General features: G+C 38.4%; 19 protein-coding genes and 3 pseudogenes. 3 read left to right on the forward strand and 19 right to left on the reverse strand.

The window, feature by feature from the left end; genetic code table 11:
- Window position 1: 1 nt before the first annotated feature.
- The 18 genes and pseudogenes from OVN21_RS04240 to tsaB all read right to left on the reverse strand — a co-directional run bounded on the left by OVN21_RS04240 (window position 2) and on the right by tsaB (window position 15,720).
- Complete coding sequence (locus OVN21_RS04240; protein ID WP_000085664.1) at window positions 2–1,063, reverse strand: methionine ABC transporter ATP-binding protein; 1,062 nt, start codon at window positions 1,061–1,063, stop codon at window positions 2–4.
- The gene (locus OVN21_RS04245) at window positions 1,056–2,429 is read right to left on the reverse strand and encodes a M20 family metallopeptidase (protein ID WP_267247417.1); all 1,374 of its coding nucleotides are present in this window, start codon (window positions 2,427–2,429) and stop codon (window positions 1,056–1,058) included. The genes OVN21_RS04240 and OVN21_RS04245 overlap by 8 nt, the downstream gene beginning before the upstream one ends.
- A 99-nt stretch (window positions 2,430–2,528) precedes the next feature.
- The gene (locus OVN21_RS04250; protein WP_267247418.1) at window positions 2,529–3,383 is read right to left on the reverse strand and encodes a MetQ/NlpA family ABC transporter substrate-binding protein; all 855 of its coding nucleotides are present in this window, start codon (window positions 3,381–3,383) and stop codon (window positions 2,529–2,531) included.
- 153 nt (window positions 3,384–3,536) lie between these two features.
- A complete protein-coding gene (locus OVN21_RS04255; protein ID WP_267247419.1) occupies window positions 3,537–4,367 on the reverse strand; it encodes an amino acid ABC transporter substrate-binding protein in 831 nt (276 codons plus the stop codon).
- Window positions 4,368–4,470: 103 nt separating this feature from the next.
- Window positions 4,471–4,802 (reverse strand): annotated as a pseudogene (locus OVN21_RS04260) (AzlD domain-containing protein).
- Window positions 4,792–5,453: pseudogene (locus tag OVN21_RS04265) on the reverse strand (AzlC family ABC transporter permease). Before OVN21_RS04265 ends, OVN21_RS04260 begins: the two co-directional pseudogenes overlap by 11 nt.
- Before the next feature lie 197 nt (window positions 5,454–5,650).
- Complete coding sequence (locus OVN21_RS04270; protein WP_267247420.1) at window positions 5,651–6,877, reverse strand: MFS transporter; 1,227 nt, start codon at window positions 6,875–6,877, stop codon at window positions 5,651–5,653.
- A gap of 149 nt (window positions 6,878–7,026) precedes the next feature.
- The gene (locus tag OVN21_RS04275) at window positions 7,027–7,695 is read right to left on the reverse strand and encodes a CPBP family intramembrane glutamic endopeptidase (protein ID WP_267247421.1); all 669 of its coding nucleotides are present in this window, start codon (window positions 7,693–7,695) and stop codon (window positions 7,027–7,029) included.
- A 66-nt stretch (window positions 7,696–7,761) separates the two neighbouring features.
- Complete coding sequence (locus OVN21_RS11075) at window positions 7,762–7,929, reverse strand: hypothetical protein (RefSeq protein ID WP_323743936.1); 168 nt, start codon at window positions 7,927–7,929, stop codon at window positions 7,762–7,764.
- Between the two features lie 286 nt (window positions 7,930–8,215).
- A pseudogene (locus OVN21_RS04285) lies at window positions 8,216–8,434 on the reverse strand (Rgg/GadR/MutR family transcriptional regulator); the annotation flags it as partial.
- A 70-nt stretch (window positions 8,435–8,504) separates the two neighbouring features.
- A complete protein-coding gene (locus OVN21_RS04290) occupies window positions 8,505–9,173 on the reverse strand; it encodes a CPBP family intramembrane glutamic endopeptidase (RefSeq protein WP_267247422.1) in 669 nt (222 codons plus the stop codon).
- 37 nt (window positions 9,174–9,210) lie between these two features.
- Window positions 9,211–9,408 (reverse strand): hypothetical protein, encoded by a 198-nt coding sequence (locus tag OVN21_RS11140; protein ID WP_416370412.1) that lies wholly within the window; start codon window positions 9,406–9,408, stop codon window positions 9,211–9,213.
- A gap of 331 nt (window positions 9,409–9,739) precedes the next feature.
- Complete coding sequence (locus OVN21_RS04300; RefSeq protein ID WP_267247423.1) at window positions 9,740–10,963, reverse strand: MFS transporter; 1,224 nt, start codon at window positions 10,961–10,963, stop codon at window positions 9,740–9,742.
- Complete coding sequence (locus OVN21_RS04305; RefSeq protein WP_267247424.1) at window positions 10,944–11,906, reverse strand: HesA/MoeB/ThiF family protein; 963 nt, start codon at window positions 11,904–11,906, stop codon at window positions 10,944–10,946. Before OVN21_RS04305 ends, OVN21_RS04300 begins: the two co-directional genes overlap by 20 nt.
- 729 nt (window positions 11,907–12,635) lie before the next feature.
- The gene (locus OVN21_RS04310; protein ID WP_267247425.1) at window positions 12,636–13,499 is read right to left on the reverse strand and encodes an XRE/MutR family transcriptional regulator; all 864 of its coding nucleotides are present in this window, start codon (window positions 13,497–13,499) and stop codon (window positions 12,636–12,638) included.
- A 103-nt stretch (window positions 13,500–13,602) separates the two neighbouring features.
- Window positions 13,603–14,613, reverse strand: coding sequence for a tRNA (adenosine(37)-N6)-threonylcarbamoyltransferase complex transferase subunit TsaD (gene tsaD, locus OVN21_RS04315; protein WP_267247426.1), 1,011 nt, complete (start codon window positions 14,611–14,613; stop codon window positions 13,603–13,605).
- Window positions 14,603–15,040 (reverse strand): ribosomal protein S18-alanine N-acetyltransferase, encoded by a 438-nt coding sequence (rimI, locus tag OVN21_RS04320; protein WP_267247427.1) that lies wholly within the window; start codon window positions 15,038–15,040, stop codon window positions 14,603–14,605. Before rimI ends, tsaD begins: the two co-directional genes overlap by 11 nt.
- The gene (gene tsaB, locus OVN21_RS04325; RefSeq protein ID WP_267247428.1) at window positions 15,037–15,720 is read right to left on the reverse strand and encodes a tRNA (adenosine(37)-N6)-threonylcarbamoyltransferase complex dimerization subunit type 1 TsaB; all 684 of its coding nucleotides are present in this window, start codon (window positions 15,718–15,720) and stop codon (window positions 15,037–15,039) included. Before tsaB ends, rimI begins: the two co-directional genes overlap by 4 nt.
- Before the next feature lie 175 nt (window positions 15,721–15,895).
- Between tsaB and cibA the strand changes: the two genes are divergently transcribed.
- Together cibA and cibB are read left to right on the forward strand one after the other, a co-directional pair.
- Window positions 15,896–16,081: a fratricide two-peptide bacteriocin subunit CibA gene (cibA, locus tag OVN21_RS04330; RefSeq protein ID WP_267247429.1), complete on the forward strand. Its 186-nt coding sequence runs from the start codon at window positions 15,896–15,898 to the stop codon at window positions 16,079–16,081.
- A gap of 1 nt (window position 16,082) precedes the next feature.
- Complete coding sequence (gene cibB, locus OVN21_RS04335) at window positions 16,083–16,226, forward strand: fratricide two-peptide bacteriocin subunit CibB (RefSeq protein WP_050199603.1); 144 nt, start codon at window positions 16,083–16,085, stop codon at window positions 16,224–16,226.
- 332 nt (window positions 16,227–16,558) lie between these two features.
- On the opposite strand, the gene OVN21_RS04340 is transcribed toward cibB, so the two are convergent.
- A complete protein-coding gene (locus tag OVN21_RS04340) occupies window positions 16,559–16,774 on the reverse strand; it encodes a hypothetical protein (RefSeq protein ID WP_267247430.1) in 216 nt (71 codons plus the stop codon).
- 277 nt (window positions 16,775–17,051) lie between these two features.
- On the opposite strand from OVN21_RS04340, the gene OVN21_RS04345 reads away from it, so the two are divergent.
- Entirely contained in the window at window positions 17,052–17,285 is a 234-nt protein-coding gene (locus tag OVN21_RS04345) for a DNA-dependent RNA polymerase subunit epsilon (RefSeq protein ID WP_000639572.1), read from the forward strand.
- Window position 17,286 lies beyond the last annotated feature (1 nt).

Here is a 17,286-nt window from a genome sequence, read left to right on the forward strand (position 1 = left end):
CTTACTGTACTCCCTTCAATACTTTTAGTTGTACACCTGCTTGACGAATGGCTTCTTGGGCACCTGCCAACGCTGCTTTTTCACCTGACAAGACCACCACCAATTCTCCAACAGGAGTACCATCAAGAATTTCGATATTCCCATAGAGAATATTAGCCATTACTTGGTAATGCTTGTACAATTCATTCAAAAGTGGCTCGTCTGTTGAAGCCCCTGCATACTTGAGCTGCACCAAAAGGCTGTTTTCAGACAGATGTTCCACGATTTCTTGCTTCTCAATCTTGACCATGGCTTCATCAATGCCTGTGGCCGTTGAGATAAAGTCTTGTGTCAAAGGTTGTTTAGGGTCTGAGAAGATTTCAAGAACACTCCCCTCTTCAATCAAATGCCCATCCTGCATAACTGCCACACGGTTGGCAATGTCTTTGACAATCTGCATTTCATGCGTAATCAAGACAACCGTCAAGCCTAATTTTTGGTTCAAATCTTGCAACAAAGCCAAAATCTGCTTGGTTGTCTTAGGATCAAGGGCAGAAGTTGACTCATCTGAAATCAAGATTTTTGGATCATTAGCCAAGGCACGCGCAATGGCCACACGCTGTTTTTGCCCTCCAGATAGCTGTGAAGGGTAGTTTTCAGCACGGTCTGCCAAGCCAACCAAGTCCAACAACTTAGCGACTTTAGCCTTCTTTTCTTCCTTACTGAGTCCAGAATGTTTAAGGGCAAAGGCTACATTCTCCTCTGCTGTCTTCTGGCTCATCAGATTGAAATGCTGGAAAATCATCCCGATATCCTGACGTTTGCGACGCAACTGCTCTGCTGTCAAGGTGACCTTACCATCAAAAATCACATCGTCGTCAATGGTAATTTTCCCTGCTGATGGTTTTTGCAAGAGGTTAATCACCCGTACAAGGGTTGATTTCCCTGCTCCAGAATATCCAACGATTCCGTAGATATCCCCTTCTTGGATGTGAATGGTCACATCCTTGACCGCTGTGATGGTTCTCTTCTTCTGATGAAAAGTCACATCGATCTGATCTAACTTGATAATATCTCTACTCATAGCTTCTAATCAGCTCCTCTACTAATTCAATATGGGTGTAATAATCGGCGATTCGCACATTTTCATCTCCACCGTGGTCTCGACTATTGGCATTTCCTAAACCGAAGGCCACCATTGGCACCTCTAGGGCATCAAAGACCGTATGCATAGGTCCTGTCCCAGCTGTCGTCGGCAAGACCGAAACGCCCTGTGGATAGAATTTCTTGGCCAACTTGATCACATTAAGAATGGCTGGCGCGCTCATATCGCTTCGATAGCTCATCTCTCCCAAGGTATAGTATAATTCTACCTTATCAAAGCCATTTTTGTCTAGCTGTTTCCGAATTTTTTCCAGAACATCATGCGGTTCTAGGCCAGGAACCAAACGAACCTCTAGTTTAGCACTGGCTTCTGCAGGCAAAATAGTCTTAACACCCTGACCTTGATAACCAGACTGGATTCCTTCGATATTAAGCGCTGGCTCGAAAAAGAAACGTTTTAGAAAGGCCATCCGCTCCTCCTGTAAGAGAGGCAACTCCAATCCATAAATCTGGCTGATTTCCCCTGGATTTTGTTGAGCGTAGGTATCTACCAAGGCTAATTCCCGTTCATTTGGCTCTTGTACTTCTTCGTACAAGCCTTCAACCAAGATACGGCCATCTGCAGCGCGAAGAGACTGTAAGGCTTGGAGGAGATACCAAGGAGCTGATTCCGCAACCCCACCATAACTAGAGTGGATATCCACATCCGCACTTTTTACCTTGGCATCAAAGGTCACAATTCCTTTATTTCCACCAGAAATTTCTAACTGCTCCAAGGCATTCTTGGTTCCTTGTTCCCAAACTAACAAATCTGCACCACGGAGTTTATCAGCGTGCTTTTCCAGATACTTATCTAGGTCTATCGAGGCCGATTCCTCCGCTCCCTCCATGATAAAACTGATATTGACAGGCAGGTCATCATGGTGCTGCATATATTTTCTCAAAGCACTCAAACGAGCTGTGATATGACCCTTATCATCATCAACCCCACGCCCATACATGAAGCCATTGCGGATCGAAAGCGTAAAGGGATCCTCTGTCCAGACCTGATCCCCATCCGCTGGCACCGTGTCATAGTGATTATAGAAAATCAAGGTCTTAGCATCTGGACGCGAACTCTTGAAATGCGCCATAACAAAGGGCGCCGTATAAGTCTCATCAATCTCGACTTCAGCCCCAACATGCTTGAAAATCTCACCCAGATAGTTTGCGACTTCCTTAAGTCCAACCTGCTGGGCAAAGACTGATTTCTTAGAAATCAAGGTACGCAAAACCTCAAAATAATGCTGGGCTACATGATCCTTTTCAAATTTTTCAATCTGTTCTTGTTCGCTAGGAAAAACCATATTCTCTCTACCTTTCTATGAACCTATAGTTTTCTTTACAATCCGTGCTCTATACAAAAGCAAGAGGGGGAGTTCTCTCTCCCACCTCCCTGTTTCTTATTACCAAACTGGTTGATCCAAACCGTCTGATGTTTCTTCGATAACTTTTTTCACGTCATCTGTGTGGTAAGCTGCGATCACTTTCTTGATAGCATCAGCCTTAGGTGATGTTTCCCAATCTTTTTTCGTAACGATGATGTTGTACCATTGTTTTGAGTTTTCATCAGCTTGTTCTTTGAAAAGTGCTTTCTTGTAGTCCAATTTTGCTTCTGTAACGAAGGTATTGTTTACAACGGCAGCGTCAACTGATGACAATGAACGAGCTGTTTGGCTAGCGTCCAATTCAGTGATTTTCAAGTTCTTTGGATTTTCTTTGATGTTGGCAACTGTTGCAAGAGCAGTTCCTGAAACATCCAATTTAATCAAGCCAGCTGATTGAAGCAAGTAAAGCGCACGGCTTTCGTTTGTAGCGTCGTTCGGTACAGCGATTTCTCCGTTTGCTGGGATGTCTTCTACTTTAGTGTACTTGTTGTCACTTCCATTCAAACCTGAGTAAAGGCGGATTGGAGAGATGTAAGTATCTGCAATCGCTACAAGGTCTTTTCCGTTTTCTTTGTTCCAGTTGTTCAAGAAGTTATAGTGTTGGAAAGCGTTCAAGTCTACTTCGCCATCAGCAGTTGCCTTGTTTGGTTGTGAGTAGTCTGTGAACTCTGTAAATTCCAAGGTAATTCCGTCTTTTTTAACCAATTCTTGGACCTTATCCCAACGCGCTTCTTCAGAACCGCTACGGTTGACAGTTGCGATTTTAATAGTTGTTGCATTGTCTGCTTTCTTTTCTGTATTTCCGCAAGCTGCAAGAGCCAATCCTGCGACAGTAGCAAGGGCTGCTACACCAAGCCATTTTTTGATTTTCATGATTCTTTCTCCTTAAAAATAATACCGTACTAGTATCTCATACTTTCTTCAATTGCACAAATTGTTATTAGATAGGCAGATATATAGTTTAAAACTATATCCCTAAAAACTGAGAAATCATCCACCTGATTCAGAATGGATGATTTCAAAAAATTATTTAATATCAGCTTCTGCTGGTAGGTAAGTGTCGCCGAAGAATTGTTTAGACAATTTTTCAAGCGTTCCGTCTTTGTAGAGTTCTTCGATACGTTTGTCTACAAATGTTTTCAACTCATCTTGACCTTTGGCAAGAAGTGGGTAAACGTAAGGTTGTTGGTCGCTTGGAAGTTCGATGACTTTCAAGTTGTCCAAACCTTGGTTCTTGATAACTGTTTCCACACCAATTTTATCAAAAATCTTGTAGTCAAACTGACCATCGCTCAAACGTACCATGATTTGTTGGAAGTCTGCCTTAGTGTAGTTAAGGACAGTTGGATTATCTGAGTGTTGTTTGTTGTAGTCTTCTAACTGCTTAGCTGATGTAGTGGCTTGAACGACTTCCGTCGATTTTCCACCTATATCATCGAGAGACTTGATGCTAGAGTCATCTTTCTTCACTACAAGGACATTAGGGTTTTGTGCAATTGGTGCGGCATAGAGGTATTTCTCCGCACGTTCTTTAGTGTAACTAAGATTGTTCACAGCCATATTGTAGCGGTCAGCATCAAGACCTGCAAAGACACCTGACCATTCTGTCTTTTCAAACTTGACCTCATACTTGTCAGAGTCTTTAAAGATAGCGCGAACCACTTCAATCTCGTAACCAGTCAATTCGCCATTTTCTTCATAGATAAATGGCTTTGGTGATCCATTGGTTGCAACGATAATTTCTTTCTTGCTAGCTGCTTCTCCTTCTTTCTTAGCACCACCTGAGCAAGCTGCTAGAACACCTACAGCAACAAGCCCTAGGACAGCAAGAGATGAGTATTTAACGATTTTTTTCATTTCATTTCCTCCAAAATAGAATACCTTATAATCTTAACAGAAAAAGACCATTTGCGCCATTATATGATATCTATATCTGTGATAAGTTTTCTTTATGGCCAATTTAAAAGACCAAACGCAAGACTGCAATCAAGACCGCTCCAAAGAGAACTGTTCCGACTAGATTGCGGTAGCGAAAGGCTACCCAAGCTGTTGGAAAGACTGCTAAGAAGTCCAGCCATTTGATTTGAGGAAGGTTCCCAACCTTACCTGTCACTACGCTTGAAAGAATCAAGGCAAAGATAATGGAAACAGGCAAGAATTTCAAAAAATGCTCAACAATCGCAGGCAAGCCCTTATACTTGACCAAGATGAAGGGAGTCATACGGGGAATCCAAGTCACCAAGCCACCAAGCCAGAGAAAATGACTACTAATAAAAGATACTTACTGACCATCTAAGACCACCCCCATAGTACAACCTAGCAAGGTCGCAAACAGAACAGCTAGTGACTGAGACACCACTGTCAAGAGTAAAAAGAAGGACACCGCAACAACTGCTAGGATAATGAGCAGATTGCGGACAGGAATCCGTCTTTGCATAATCTGGAATTGCGAAGCAAAAATTCCGATGAACATCCCAACCAGGGCAAAATCCAATCCAAAGATTTCTGGATTTGGCAGCAGACCACCCAGAGCCGTTCCGACTACTGTCCCCACAAACCAAGCCACATAGCTGTTGAGATTGTTTCCGTGCATCCACATAGGATTGACCTTGTCTGTATGGGCTAATTCGCCCATCAAAACGCCGTAAGTCTCATCCGTCAAGAGACTAGACATACCGATATTTTGCCAGAGACTGGTATGACAGAAATAGGTCAACGCATGCAAACTCAACAAAAAGAGACGTAAATTAATCAAAAAAACCGTCATGGCAATAGCTGCTATGCTACAGGTGCCTGCACTGCAATCAAGGCCAACATGGCAAACTGGGCGCTCCCAGCATAAACAAAGAGGCTCATCAAACCCATCTCAACAGGCGTCACATAGGGCGCACCAATAATCCCGCAGGCCAGCCCGATACTGACATAACCAAGGGCCGTTGGCATGGCTGCATGTGCACCTTCCCAGAATCCTTTTTCTTTCATCTTTCTCCTCGTATTGTCTTAATAGGTGGGCTGAAAAGGCTCCAGTCACAGCATGGACTATTATAACACATTCAGGAAAGAGAAAAAAGTCTGCTGATTTTGGCAGTCATAAAAAGACTGGCAATCCAGTCTCAAACACCTATTATACAAATTCTCCACTAAATACTTTCACGAATATTCAAGAGCATGACAAATGCGGTTAGGAGTAATAGTAGTAGAATAAAGCTGACTGCTAGAGTCCCAAAACTTGTAGCAATCGTTACGAAAACGATTGTGAATAGACTTGGTAAAACAACCGTAATAGCACCAATAGAGGATTGAACCGCTCCCATTGACTCCTCAGGTATTTGTTTAAAGACAAGTTCTTGCAATCTAGGAGAGAGTAACCCTGCGATGAAGGCATCCAAGGAGCTGAAAAGCAGAATCAAACCAAAATGAACTGTAGCAAATCCCACTATAAGGAGTAACTGGATGACGACTGAGGCATATAGAGCCGTTTTTATAGAAATCGTATTTTTCAGATAGCCACTTACAAGGCTTCCGACAATAAGTGCTAACAATTCTAGTGTTGATAACAAAGCAAGAGATTGACCAGTTTGTAAATTCAAAAAGGGTTGATTCCTCAAAAACAGAGTAGAAACAGGAACTGTAACATTTATCACTGCTTGACTAATAGAGATAATAAACAAAACCAAGAGTACCTGATTCATATTCCAGATCAATTTAGATGATTGAACTAAGTGCTGGCAAAAGCATTTTATAGAGAGTCCTTCTTGATAGCTAATCGTTTTTTCTACTTTCAAGAGATCATTTTTTATGAAGAGGATACCTAAAAATGCGATTAAAAAGGTAAAAGTGTTCAGTAAGGAAATAAACTGGATGGATAGAATACCTAATAAGACTCCTCCTAAAATATTACTGATTGTTTTTACTAAGCTAACAGTTGACTGTTTAAAGCCAATAGCTTCTGCCAGATGGTCTTGCCCAATAATTCTAATGAAAATCGGAGTGAGCATGGCGCCTGAAAAATAACTCAATGTGTCAGACAAGAGGTTAATCAGACAAATAAAGGCTACTAATAGCACGGAGAAGGACTGCCCTGAAAGGGACAAAGCCACTATAGAGTAAAGTAAAAATTTCGCAAAACTAATAACTGTGTATTTCAAGACACGATGATGTTGAAAATCCGCTAAAACTCCCAGAAAGATTTGTAGAACTTGAGGAAGGGTTTCTGAAATCGTGATGAGTAAAATCGCCAAAGGGGCAAAAGAGGCATCTGCCACATAATTCAAAAAGGCCAGATAAAAAATCGTATCCCCAACCGTTGAAATCCACTGGTTGATGGTTAATTGCCTAAAATCTCTATTTTGAAGAAATACTTTCATCACAACTCCTTTTTAAGTTCAAATGGGAATTTTTATTTCAAAATATCCTAATAAATCCTGGTGCGCCCAGTCTATACCATATCATATAGATAGCCTACACAGCCTTTTTCACTGCACACCTCATCATGTCTTTAGCTACTAACCAGCTCCTAGCGCAATAACATCAAAATCTGACCAATACTATTGTAGGCTATATGCAGTCCAATGACCCAATAAATTGACTTTGTTGCTCTAAATAAGACTACAAATATGAGACCGCCACCCATATAAACGAAAAAGTCTGTCAAGACCCAACCGTGATTACTAACGTGCAAGACCCCAAATAAAGCAGCCGAACCAAGTACATCTAGTCCCCATTTCTTGCCTTTTTCCAGAGCTGTCATCACCAATCCCCGATAGATTATCTCTTCAAAAATGGGACCTGCAATCACAGGATAGAAAAAATACATCAAAAATGCTGTAGCCCCTGTAAAAGTTGGAGCGTAACGTTGATAAGAAACTGCATTTCTAGTAGGTGGAAAAAGAGAAAAGGTAACCCTATTCCAAAGGAACAACAAAAGAAAAGCCAAGGCACAATAAAACAAATAAGACCAGCGAAACTTCTTACTGTTGATTTTCTGCCATTTTCCTGACTTAACCATAGTAAAAAAAGCAAGCAAAACGACAAGAAAATGCAACGTCATATCCGACAGATAATAGGCAAAGTCAGATAGCCCAGTAACAAGGCCGCTGCGTAAAACTAGACCACTAAGGTACTGATAAGCAAGGACGAGTAGAATTGCTATAAAAAAGTAGTGTTTTGAAGTTATCTTTCCCATTTTATTTTCTCCTGCATATGAAATAAAGATAGCCCCTACCCAAGAAAAAGGCTAGGGCTTTAAACATCAATAACGACGTCTAGTCTCAGGAGCTGGAGGAGCAAAGTTAAAGTAGTTTTGCCATAGACCGCCCATTCCACCAGATTCCAATGGAGGATATACCCTTCCTCCATAAATTGCTTCCAACTCAGCTTCTGTCAATTCCATTGTTTCTACAAACTGTAAATTTAACATCTTTTACACTCCTTCAATTATCTTCATTTGTAAACCACTTCTACGACCTAGGATTTGCTTCAAGTGCTTTACAAGTACAGTATAACACGAAAATTGGCTTATTTTAAAAAATCGCATATTTGACATTTTTTCTTATAGAAATTTCACATTTGCGATTTTGGTGGATTTGATTATTTCCCTGATATAATAAAGTTATTACTAATTAGGAGTGGAGCAACTATGAAGAAACAAATTTTAACATTATTGACAATCGTTGCTGAGATTATTATTATTTTGCCATTTCTAACTAATCGATGAGTGCTTTGTATTGCTGCAAACACAATTCAAAAAGGGCTGTTAATTGTGGATTATCTAATATTTGTAGAGATTGGATAAAGTGTTCAATCTCTTTTTGATTGCTTCCTTTGGTTTGAAGAAAAATCTTCATTTTCTTTAAAAACTGCCACAATGCTTTTTCAAAAACATCGTATGGACGGAGCATGCGCTCCAGCTCAGCTTCAAATAAAAGTTTCCTCATAGTAATTCAAAACTTTTTACCAAAATCAAATACTCTGAAATTTTCATCTTTTTAAATCCTAGTGTAATAACATCAAAATCTGACCAATGCCATTGTAGACTATATGCAGTCCAATAGGCCAATAAATTGACTTTGTCATTCTAAACAAGACTGCAAATATGAGACCACCACCCATATAGAAGACAAAGTCTGTCAAGACCCAACCGTGATTACTAATGTGCGCGACCCCAAATAAAACAGCGGAACCAAGTACATCTAGTCCCCATTTCTTTCCTTTCTCCAGAGCTGTCATCACCAATCCACGATAAATCATATCTTCAAAAATGGGACCTGCAATCACAGGATAGAAAAAATACATCAAAAATGCTGTAGCCCCTGTAAAAGTAGGAGCAGCATGTTGATAAGAAATTTCATTTCGAGTAGGCGGGAAAAGAAAAAAGGTAACGAAATTCCAAGCAACAAAAGCAAGCAGAGCTAGGAAGGAATAGAAAAGATAGGATCCTTTAAACTTTCTACTGTTGATTTTCTGCCATTTCCCCGACCAAATCATAGCAATAAGAGCAAATAAAACCACAAGAAAATTCAACATCATATCCGACAAATAATAGCCAAAGTCAGATAGCCCAGCAACAAGGTCGCTACGTAAAACTAGAACACTGAACTTCTGGTCAGCAATAACTAGTAGAAAAACTATAATAAAGTAGTGGTGTGAGATTATCTTTTTCATTCTATTTTCTCCTATACTATGAAATAAAGACAGCCCCCTACCCAAGAAAAGGCAAGGGTTTTAAACATCGATAACGACGTCTAGTTGCAGGAGCTGGAGGAGCAAAGTTAAAGTAGTTTTGCCATAGAGCACCTCCTCCAATATAGGCCAATGGAGGGTGTTTCTCTCCTCCATAAACTGTCTGCAATTCAGCTTCTGTCAATTCCATTGTTTCTGCAAATTGTAAATTTAACATATTTACACTCCTTCAATTATATCAGCTTCTACAACACTATAGTATAAATTGTAAAATATATTTGGTACGATAAACGTGCCCAAACTTTCTTAGTTATTCTATCAAAATACAACGGCAAGATTTGAGTTATGAATCAATCTAGTTGTTAGAAACAACACCCCTGAAATCATAAAACACTTATGCTACTATACAATCAGTTCCTATACTTTAATAATAACACTTGTTTTTTATTATAGTTCCATATGTATTTCACAGAAAAACTACAGAAGTTCTTACAATTTTTTCTAAGTTCTTTTCAAATAATCATACCAGTATCCATATAAAATAATTTTTAATAATTAGTATCCTTCTTTTTGAAAAAATTACAAATAACTAATAAATAAATTCCTATAAATAGTGTAAACCCATTTATTAAAATACCCAAAATTTTTATATCTGTATAAAATTGGGGAATAATCAAAAATAGAATGGCAAATAAAGCATATAAACTTGAATTAGTCGAATATATTAACCCCATAGTGTCATATCTATACTCTGAGTAAATCATTTTTTCAAACATATTTCCTGATATACCTATTATTATAAATGCTAAAAAAAATAACAACAACTTAATTAACGGAAATGGAGTAATAAATACTAATATGAGTGCTAATCCAGATACAGTATAATCAATAAAGAAAAACATTTTATACGGAATTCTCATTCTAGGAGCCAAAATTGCTCCTATCAAATCTGCAAACCTTTGAACTCCTAGTACCAAACCTAGATATTGAATAGGTATGCCTTCTGATAAAAGATAAAGTGGCATTAAAGTTAAAAGTAGATCTGTACCCCCACTTAAAATTGATTCTGTAACTACTATAAAAGAGGCAAATTTTGATTCTCGAAAAGCAGAAATAGTTTCCAAAAATTGGAAAGAAGAATTGCTTTCCAAATCCACCTTTCCAGGTTGAACACTTTTAGTATTGTTTTTAGAACCAAGCAATCTGATTTTTATCATAAAATAGATAGCAGCCACAAAAAACGGAATACTTAAATTAAAAACAACAAAATAAGATAGAAGCCCTAATAATAGAGACGCAGTTAAATTACTAATAATATCTAACACATTTGATGCCAAGTATTGAACGTCTATAGATTTCTTTATTAGCACGTCATCATTATTTAAAGTTTCTGGAACAATTTTCATCTGCAGTGTATTTAATAAATTAGTTGATAATGCGAACAAAAAATTTAATACATATATATACATAACATGAAAATGATACCTCAAACACAGAATTGTAATCAAAATTATAATCAGTTGGATAATCTGGAAAATCACTAGCCAAATTTTATCTCTCTGAATTTTATTTATAAAACTTCCATAGAAAACAGCAAGTAAATTTGGTATAAAACCAATTAGAGTAAATAGAGATAACTGTCCTGCCTCAATATGATATACACTTACTAACCCTATCGATAAAGCAATAAAGTAAAAACTATCTGCAATGTTCCTAGACGATCTACCTAATATTAAATTTATAAAATTTTGGCTAAATTTTCTTGATATCACGCTTATAAACCTCAAAATTCATACAGTCAATTTGAATATAATTCGTTAAATTCAATAATCCTGTTAAAGCATCTAATACTTTATAAGATATGATTGCTGCAGCCATATATGATATTGGAGAAATAACACTATACGGTATCCTACTATCCAAAATATGATCATCCGTTATCATAAAATCCCTATAAAATTCCCTCAATGAAATAGTTTCACCTGGGATAATATGCAGATAGTTTATTACTGTAGATGCATAGGAGCCAACAATAATAGGTCTCGTATATTTATGAGCTAAATCATCAAACCAGTAGTCTATATCTATTCTAGGAGTATCCGCACAACATAAAGCAATATCAAAATTATAGTCTTTAAAAATAGTTTCTAAGTCATTCTGACACTCTAACTTCCTATAAATAGTTGTAACATTTGAATCAGAAATCTCTTGAATATGCTGTTTTATTATATCTATTTTTAGCTTACCAATATCAGATTTCTTAAAGGATGCTTGTCTAGTAAGATTTGACTCTTCCACAATGTCAAAATCTACTAGTATGAAATTACCTACACCCAGTCGAGCTAAAATTTCGACTGTTGTTGATCCAATACCCCCTACACCAACAATTAAAACTGTTGAATTTAATAATCTATCCTGATACTTACTAGGGTCTAAATTTTCTGACAAATCAACCCACTCAAAGAAATTAATATTTCGGGAGTATTTAGAATTATCATATCGATTACTAGTCACTAATCCCATAGATATCATCGACTCAACAACTTGTTTTTCCCCACTAGACAATAATTTTATGTCAATATTATTATCTAATTTTTTTATTAAATTGATGTTCTCTTCATTAAAATCAATCTCCCTTTCAAGAGAGACATTACCAAAACCAAATTTTATTTTATCTTTAAATACATACGGTTGAAGAGTTCTCTTTATTCTCATTTATATCCTCCTAATAAAAAATTACTGAAATATAAACAACAAACAGGAGTTTGGAAAACATTTTCCTAAACTCCAAAATTATAAATATGAATACTTTTCACTCATATTTTTTGGTCCATACAATGAATGAAAATATGAAACAAATAAAGTTTATACATTTCTAAAACCAGCTCAAATTGTAACAACTTACAGGCTTTATCTTTTGAAATGTATGGATGAGAGATGAATACTCGTTTTTACAGGTATTATTCAAATCATATCATAGAATATCTTCTATACTCTCAAGAAGATATACATCATTTTAAAATTTTACCGTACATATTTATTTTGATTTCAATCCACTATATCTAATCCAAAGTTTATCTTTTATCTCCTGTAAATTGGTAGCATTTAACTAACGACCACCTAAACGATGCCCTTGAAATGAACATGGTACTGCAGACATTTTTTTCCTCCAATTATTTTTACTTGTAAACCACTTCTGCGACCTAGGATTTGCTTCAAGTGCTTTACAAGGACAGTATAACACGAAAATTGGCTTATTTTAAAAAATCGCATATTTGACATTTTTTCTTATAGAAATTTCAGATTTGCGATTTTGGTGGATTTGATTCTTTCACTGGTATAATAAAGATGCTATTAACAAGGAGGGAAACGATATGAAGAAAAGAAAAATTCAACTAATGCTTCTACTCATTTCAGAGTGGGTTATTATCATTCCATTTCTAACTAATCGATAAGTTCTTTATATTGCTGCAAGCGCAATTCAAAAAGGGCTGTTAATTGTGGATTTTCTAATATTTGTAGAGATTGGATAAAGTGTTCAATCTCTTTTTGATTGCTTCCTTTGGTTTGAAGAAAGACACTCATCTTCTTTAAAAACTGCCACGATACTTTTTCAAAAACATCATATGGTCGGAGCATACTCTCCAACTCGGCTTCAAAGATTGGAATATAAGAAAATAGCTTGCGCTCCATAAGTTCTGAGATGATATTAAGATAGCCACTTTTCATATACAGTCTATTATGCACCAACTCTTTAAATTCCTTGGATTTTTCAAGTAAAGAGGTGGATAAAAAGATCAGATCTTGATTGCTCAAGAAAGGCATGGTATTGCAAAAGAGATAGAGTTCAAACCAGGTCCAAGACTCGATAGCATAGAGGTAGGTAGTCAAAAACTCGCTATCTTCCTCTTCTAGTGGGTAGCTTTTATTTAGTGAATGGATAGCATCTTTAATCACGATGGCATTCAAGCGACGATAAGTCTGCGCCATCTGTTCTTGCTCGACTTCTTTCAACAATTGCTCTAAACCAGCTATATCTTGATGGGCAAAGCGATCCACAATCCTTCTACCAAATCGCATATGTGGAGATTCTTGGTAGTTATTGAGCTTGTGACCAAACTCATCGAAGGTTACATTTATCCCTTGGATAGCTAGGATCAGCTTATCCGCAGACAGCATGGACTGCCCTAGTTCAAACTTGGATAGCTGGGATGCAGTCAGTCCAGCACAAGCCACATCTGACTGCTTGAGCTTTCTAGCCAAGCGCAATTCCTTGTAAAATTCTCCCAATTCCATTCTCTCAATCATCTTGCCATCTCCTAATCTTTACATATTATATCATTATTTTTGTGATTTTGTCAAAATATTCTGACGGTTTAGTGAGTGAAAAAGCCAGCCTCAAGCTGACTCTTTATTCCATGGTATCAAAAGCGAGACTTGGTTTGGCATTGAGGTCCAAACCTGCGAAGTTTTCTTTGTTCCACTCGCTAACACTGGCATAGGCAATCATACCTGCATTATCTCCGCAAAGTCGCAAAGCTGGGATGATGAGCTTGACATCTGTGATTTCTGCTGCTAGGTGTTCTCTGAGGCCTTTATTAGCTGCCACGCCACCTGCCACAACTAGAGTTTTAACAGGATATTTCTCCAAGGCTTTCTTGGTTTTAGTTATGAGAATGTCCATAACTGCCGCTTGGAAGGAAGCACACAAATCCTCTGTGGACAAGCTTTCTCCCTTTTGCTCGGCATTGTGGTGAAGATTGATAAAGGCAGACTTCAAACCAGAAAATGAAAACTCTAGATTGTCTTCCTTGATCATGGCACGAGGAAAATCATAAATATCCTGTCCCTGATGAGCTAGCTCGTCAATCTCACGACCTGCAGGATAGGTCAAGCCCATGACGCGACCGACCTTATCATAGGCCTCACCAACCGCATCATCCCGCGTTTCCCCAACAATCTTATAGTCACCAGCCTCAGAAACATAGACCAACTCTGTGTGCCCACCACTTACTAAAAGTGCTAACAAGGGGGACTCCAAAGGCTCCTCGCTCTGAGCTGCCATGAGGTGGCCCGCCATGTGGTTAACAGGGATCAGCGGAAGTCCATGAGCCCAAGCAAAGGCCTTGGCAGCTGACAAACCAACTAACAGCGCTCCGACCAAGCCCGGTCCATAGGTGACCGCCACGGCTGTTACATCGTCTTCGGTAATCCCTGCTTCTGTCAAGGCTTCCTCAATACAGGCTGTAATGACCTCGACATGGTGGCGACTGGCTACTTCCGGCACTACGCCCCCAAAACGCTTGTGACTCTCAATTTGACTAGCAATGACATTGGACAAGAGCTCATCGTCGTTTTTCAGTACAGCAACACTGGTCTCATCACAGGATGTCTCAAATGCTAAAATATATCTATCCTTCATCTATTTCTCTCTTCATGATGATGGCGTCCTCGACTGGGTCATGGTAGTAGGCCTTTCGCTCAGCGATGACCGCCATCTTTTCTTTCTTGTAAAATGCTTGCGCTCGTTGGTTTGACTTTCTGACTTCGAGGAAAATCTCCTTGTCTGTCGGCAATGTTGCAAACAAAGCTGACGCAATTCCCTGACCTTGATAGGCTTTTTTGACAGCGATTTTCAGAACTTCTGCCTCAAAGAGATTCTCCTGCACAGCTAGAAAGCCAATCACTTCTGCCTCATCATAAGCTAGAGCATACCAAGTCTGGTCTTGGGACAGGTCTGCTTGGATTTGTTCCAGCGTCCAAGGACTGACTGGGTAAACAGCTACCATAACAGCGTAGATGGCTTGAGCCAGGTCAGGTTGCTGTTGGATTCGTTTTATTTCTATCATAGGCGTTTAATGTAAGACTCGCCAGACTCGGTGTGGTTCTTGAGCCAGTTTTCCTCAGCCTCGACTCGTTTGAGGTAATTCGGCACAAAGTCATGCAAGAAGTCTGCTTCCTTATCCCATGCCCAAAGAGCAAGATTAGCTGCATTTGGCAAGGTTTCTTGGTAGCTAGCTTGTGGTAGCTGTTCTTGGATCTGCTCCACAAAGGGACAAACTTCTCCAACAAAGGTCATCTGTTCAGCATCCTTGACCTTCTCTAGCACTTCCGCAAAGGACAGGTGTGCTTCTGGAAAGACAGGCTGAGCATTTTCATAAAACCCTGCATAAACATTGTTGCGACGTGCATCCATTAAAGGGACAAACAAGCCTTCTTGTTGGTAGGGCACCAAAGCCAAGAGGCTAGACATACCAACTAACTCGATGTTCAGAGTGTGAGCTAAGGTCTTGGCAGTTGCTACCGCAATTCGTAAGCCTGTGTAGCTACCCGGCCCTTCCGCCACCACGATTCGATCCAAATCCTTGGGCATCCAATCCAAACTTGCCATCAAAAAATCAATAGCAGGCATGAGGGTAATACTGTGATTCTTCTTAATATTAATCGTCGTCTCGGCAAGAACCTGCTTATCCTCTAAAATAGCGAGAGAAAGAGCCTTGCTGGACGTATCAAAAGCTAATACTTTCATAACACACCCCTATCTTTTTTGATTACTATTATACTACAAAAGCTGGCACATGGGGAATTTTCTTTATTCCCAAACAATAGTGTCTACACTTAGCAAAAAAATAATTTAAAAAATTTTACATTTTTCCTATCTTTTCCGAATATATAAGTGAACAAGAAAAAAGGAGGAAAGTTCAATGACAAATTTTGACGTTCTTGACAATCAATTTTTATCCTTATCTGAAAACGAATTATCAGATATTGATGGTGGTCTCGCTCCCTTGGTTGTCTTTGGAGTAGCAGTATCTTGGAAAGCTATTGCAGGTGGAACAGCACTTGTAGGTTCTGGTTTGGCAGCTGGTTATTTTTTAGGAGGAGATTAATATGATGAAAGATTTGAACAACTATCGTGAAATTTCTAATAAGGAATTGCAAGAAATCAAGGGTGGTTTTGGTGTAGGTGTTGGTATTGCTTTATTTATGGCAGGTTATACCATTGGGAAAGATCTCCGTAAAAAGTTTGGGTAAGTCATGCTAGATAAAAATTACATTTTTAGAAGGATAAATTTTATCTTCTTCATCTCTTACAGTTTGCTCAGTATTCTCAATGACTTAAACATTACTACTATCCCTTTACCATTCGATTTATCTGTTTGTATTGTTTTATTTTTATGCTTCAACTCTATTTTTGAACAGAAAAATCATTAACATAAAACTAATAAGCTCTGAAAATTCTATTGTCATGTCATTTTAGAAAAATGCAAAGACCACCTCATCTTGATAGATGGGGTGGAATTTTCGTATCATGAATTTACTATCTTTTGCCCCTAAACAAAAATGCCCCAACATGGGCAGGGCATCTAAGCATTTAATCCGAAGTAAAATACGAACCAAACGACATAGGTTACGAGGAGGAGAAAAAGCGAGTAGAGAGTCACAAAGGTAATCTTCCACAAGAACTTGCTTTGTCGTTGTTCCAGTTTGGCAAACAGAAGATTCCCTCCATAAACGCAAGCAACAAAAACAATAAAAGCTACCAAGCGAGCTCCGATAGCAAAAGCAAATAAGTTATACATAGGGCAACCTCCTTGACTTAAAACTATATGGAATTATGACAAGCGATAAATTTCACTTACATTATCAATGTAACACATTTTCTTTGTTTTTGCAAGCGCTTACCTTTTGGTGCTTATATGACTTTCTCGTTCCCGTCTTTTACTAATTTTTCATTTTGTGGTATAATTGAAATAATTGTAACGAATCAAGGTCAATCTAGACACAAAATGGAATGAAATCAAGTAAATCTCTGCTAAAAGTTTGGAATAAGCTGACCTGTAAATAGAAAGGAACTATATGATTTACAAAGTTTTTTATCAAGAAACAAAAGAACGTAGCCCACGCCGTGAAACAACACGCGCACTTTACCTAGACATCGATGCTAGCTCAGAACTTGAGGGCCGTATCGCTGCTCGCCAACTTGTCGAAGAAAATCGCCCAGAGTACAATATCGAGTATATCGAACTCTTGTCTGACAAATTGCTAGATTACGAAAAAGAAACTGGCGCCTTCGAAATTACGGAGTTCTAAT

The organism is Streptococcus sp. Marseille-Q5986, assembly GCF_946902915.1.
In the GTDB taxonomy this organism is placed as follows: Bacteria; Bacillota; Bacilli; order Lactobacillales; family Streptococcaceae; genus Streptococcus.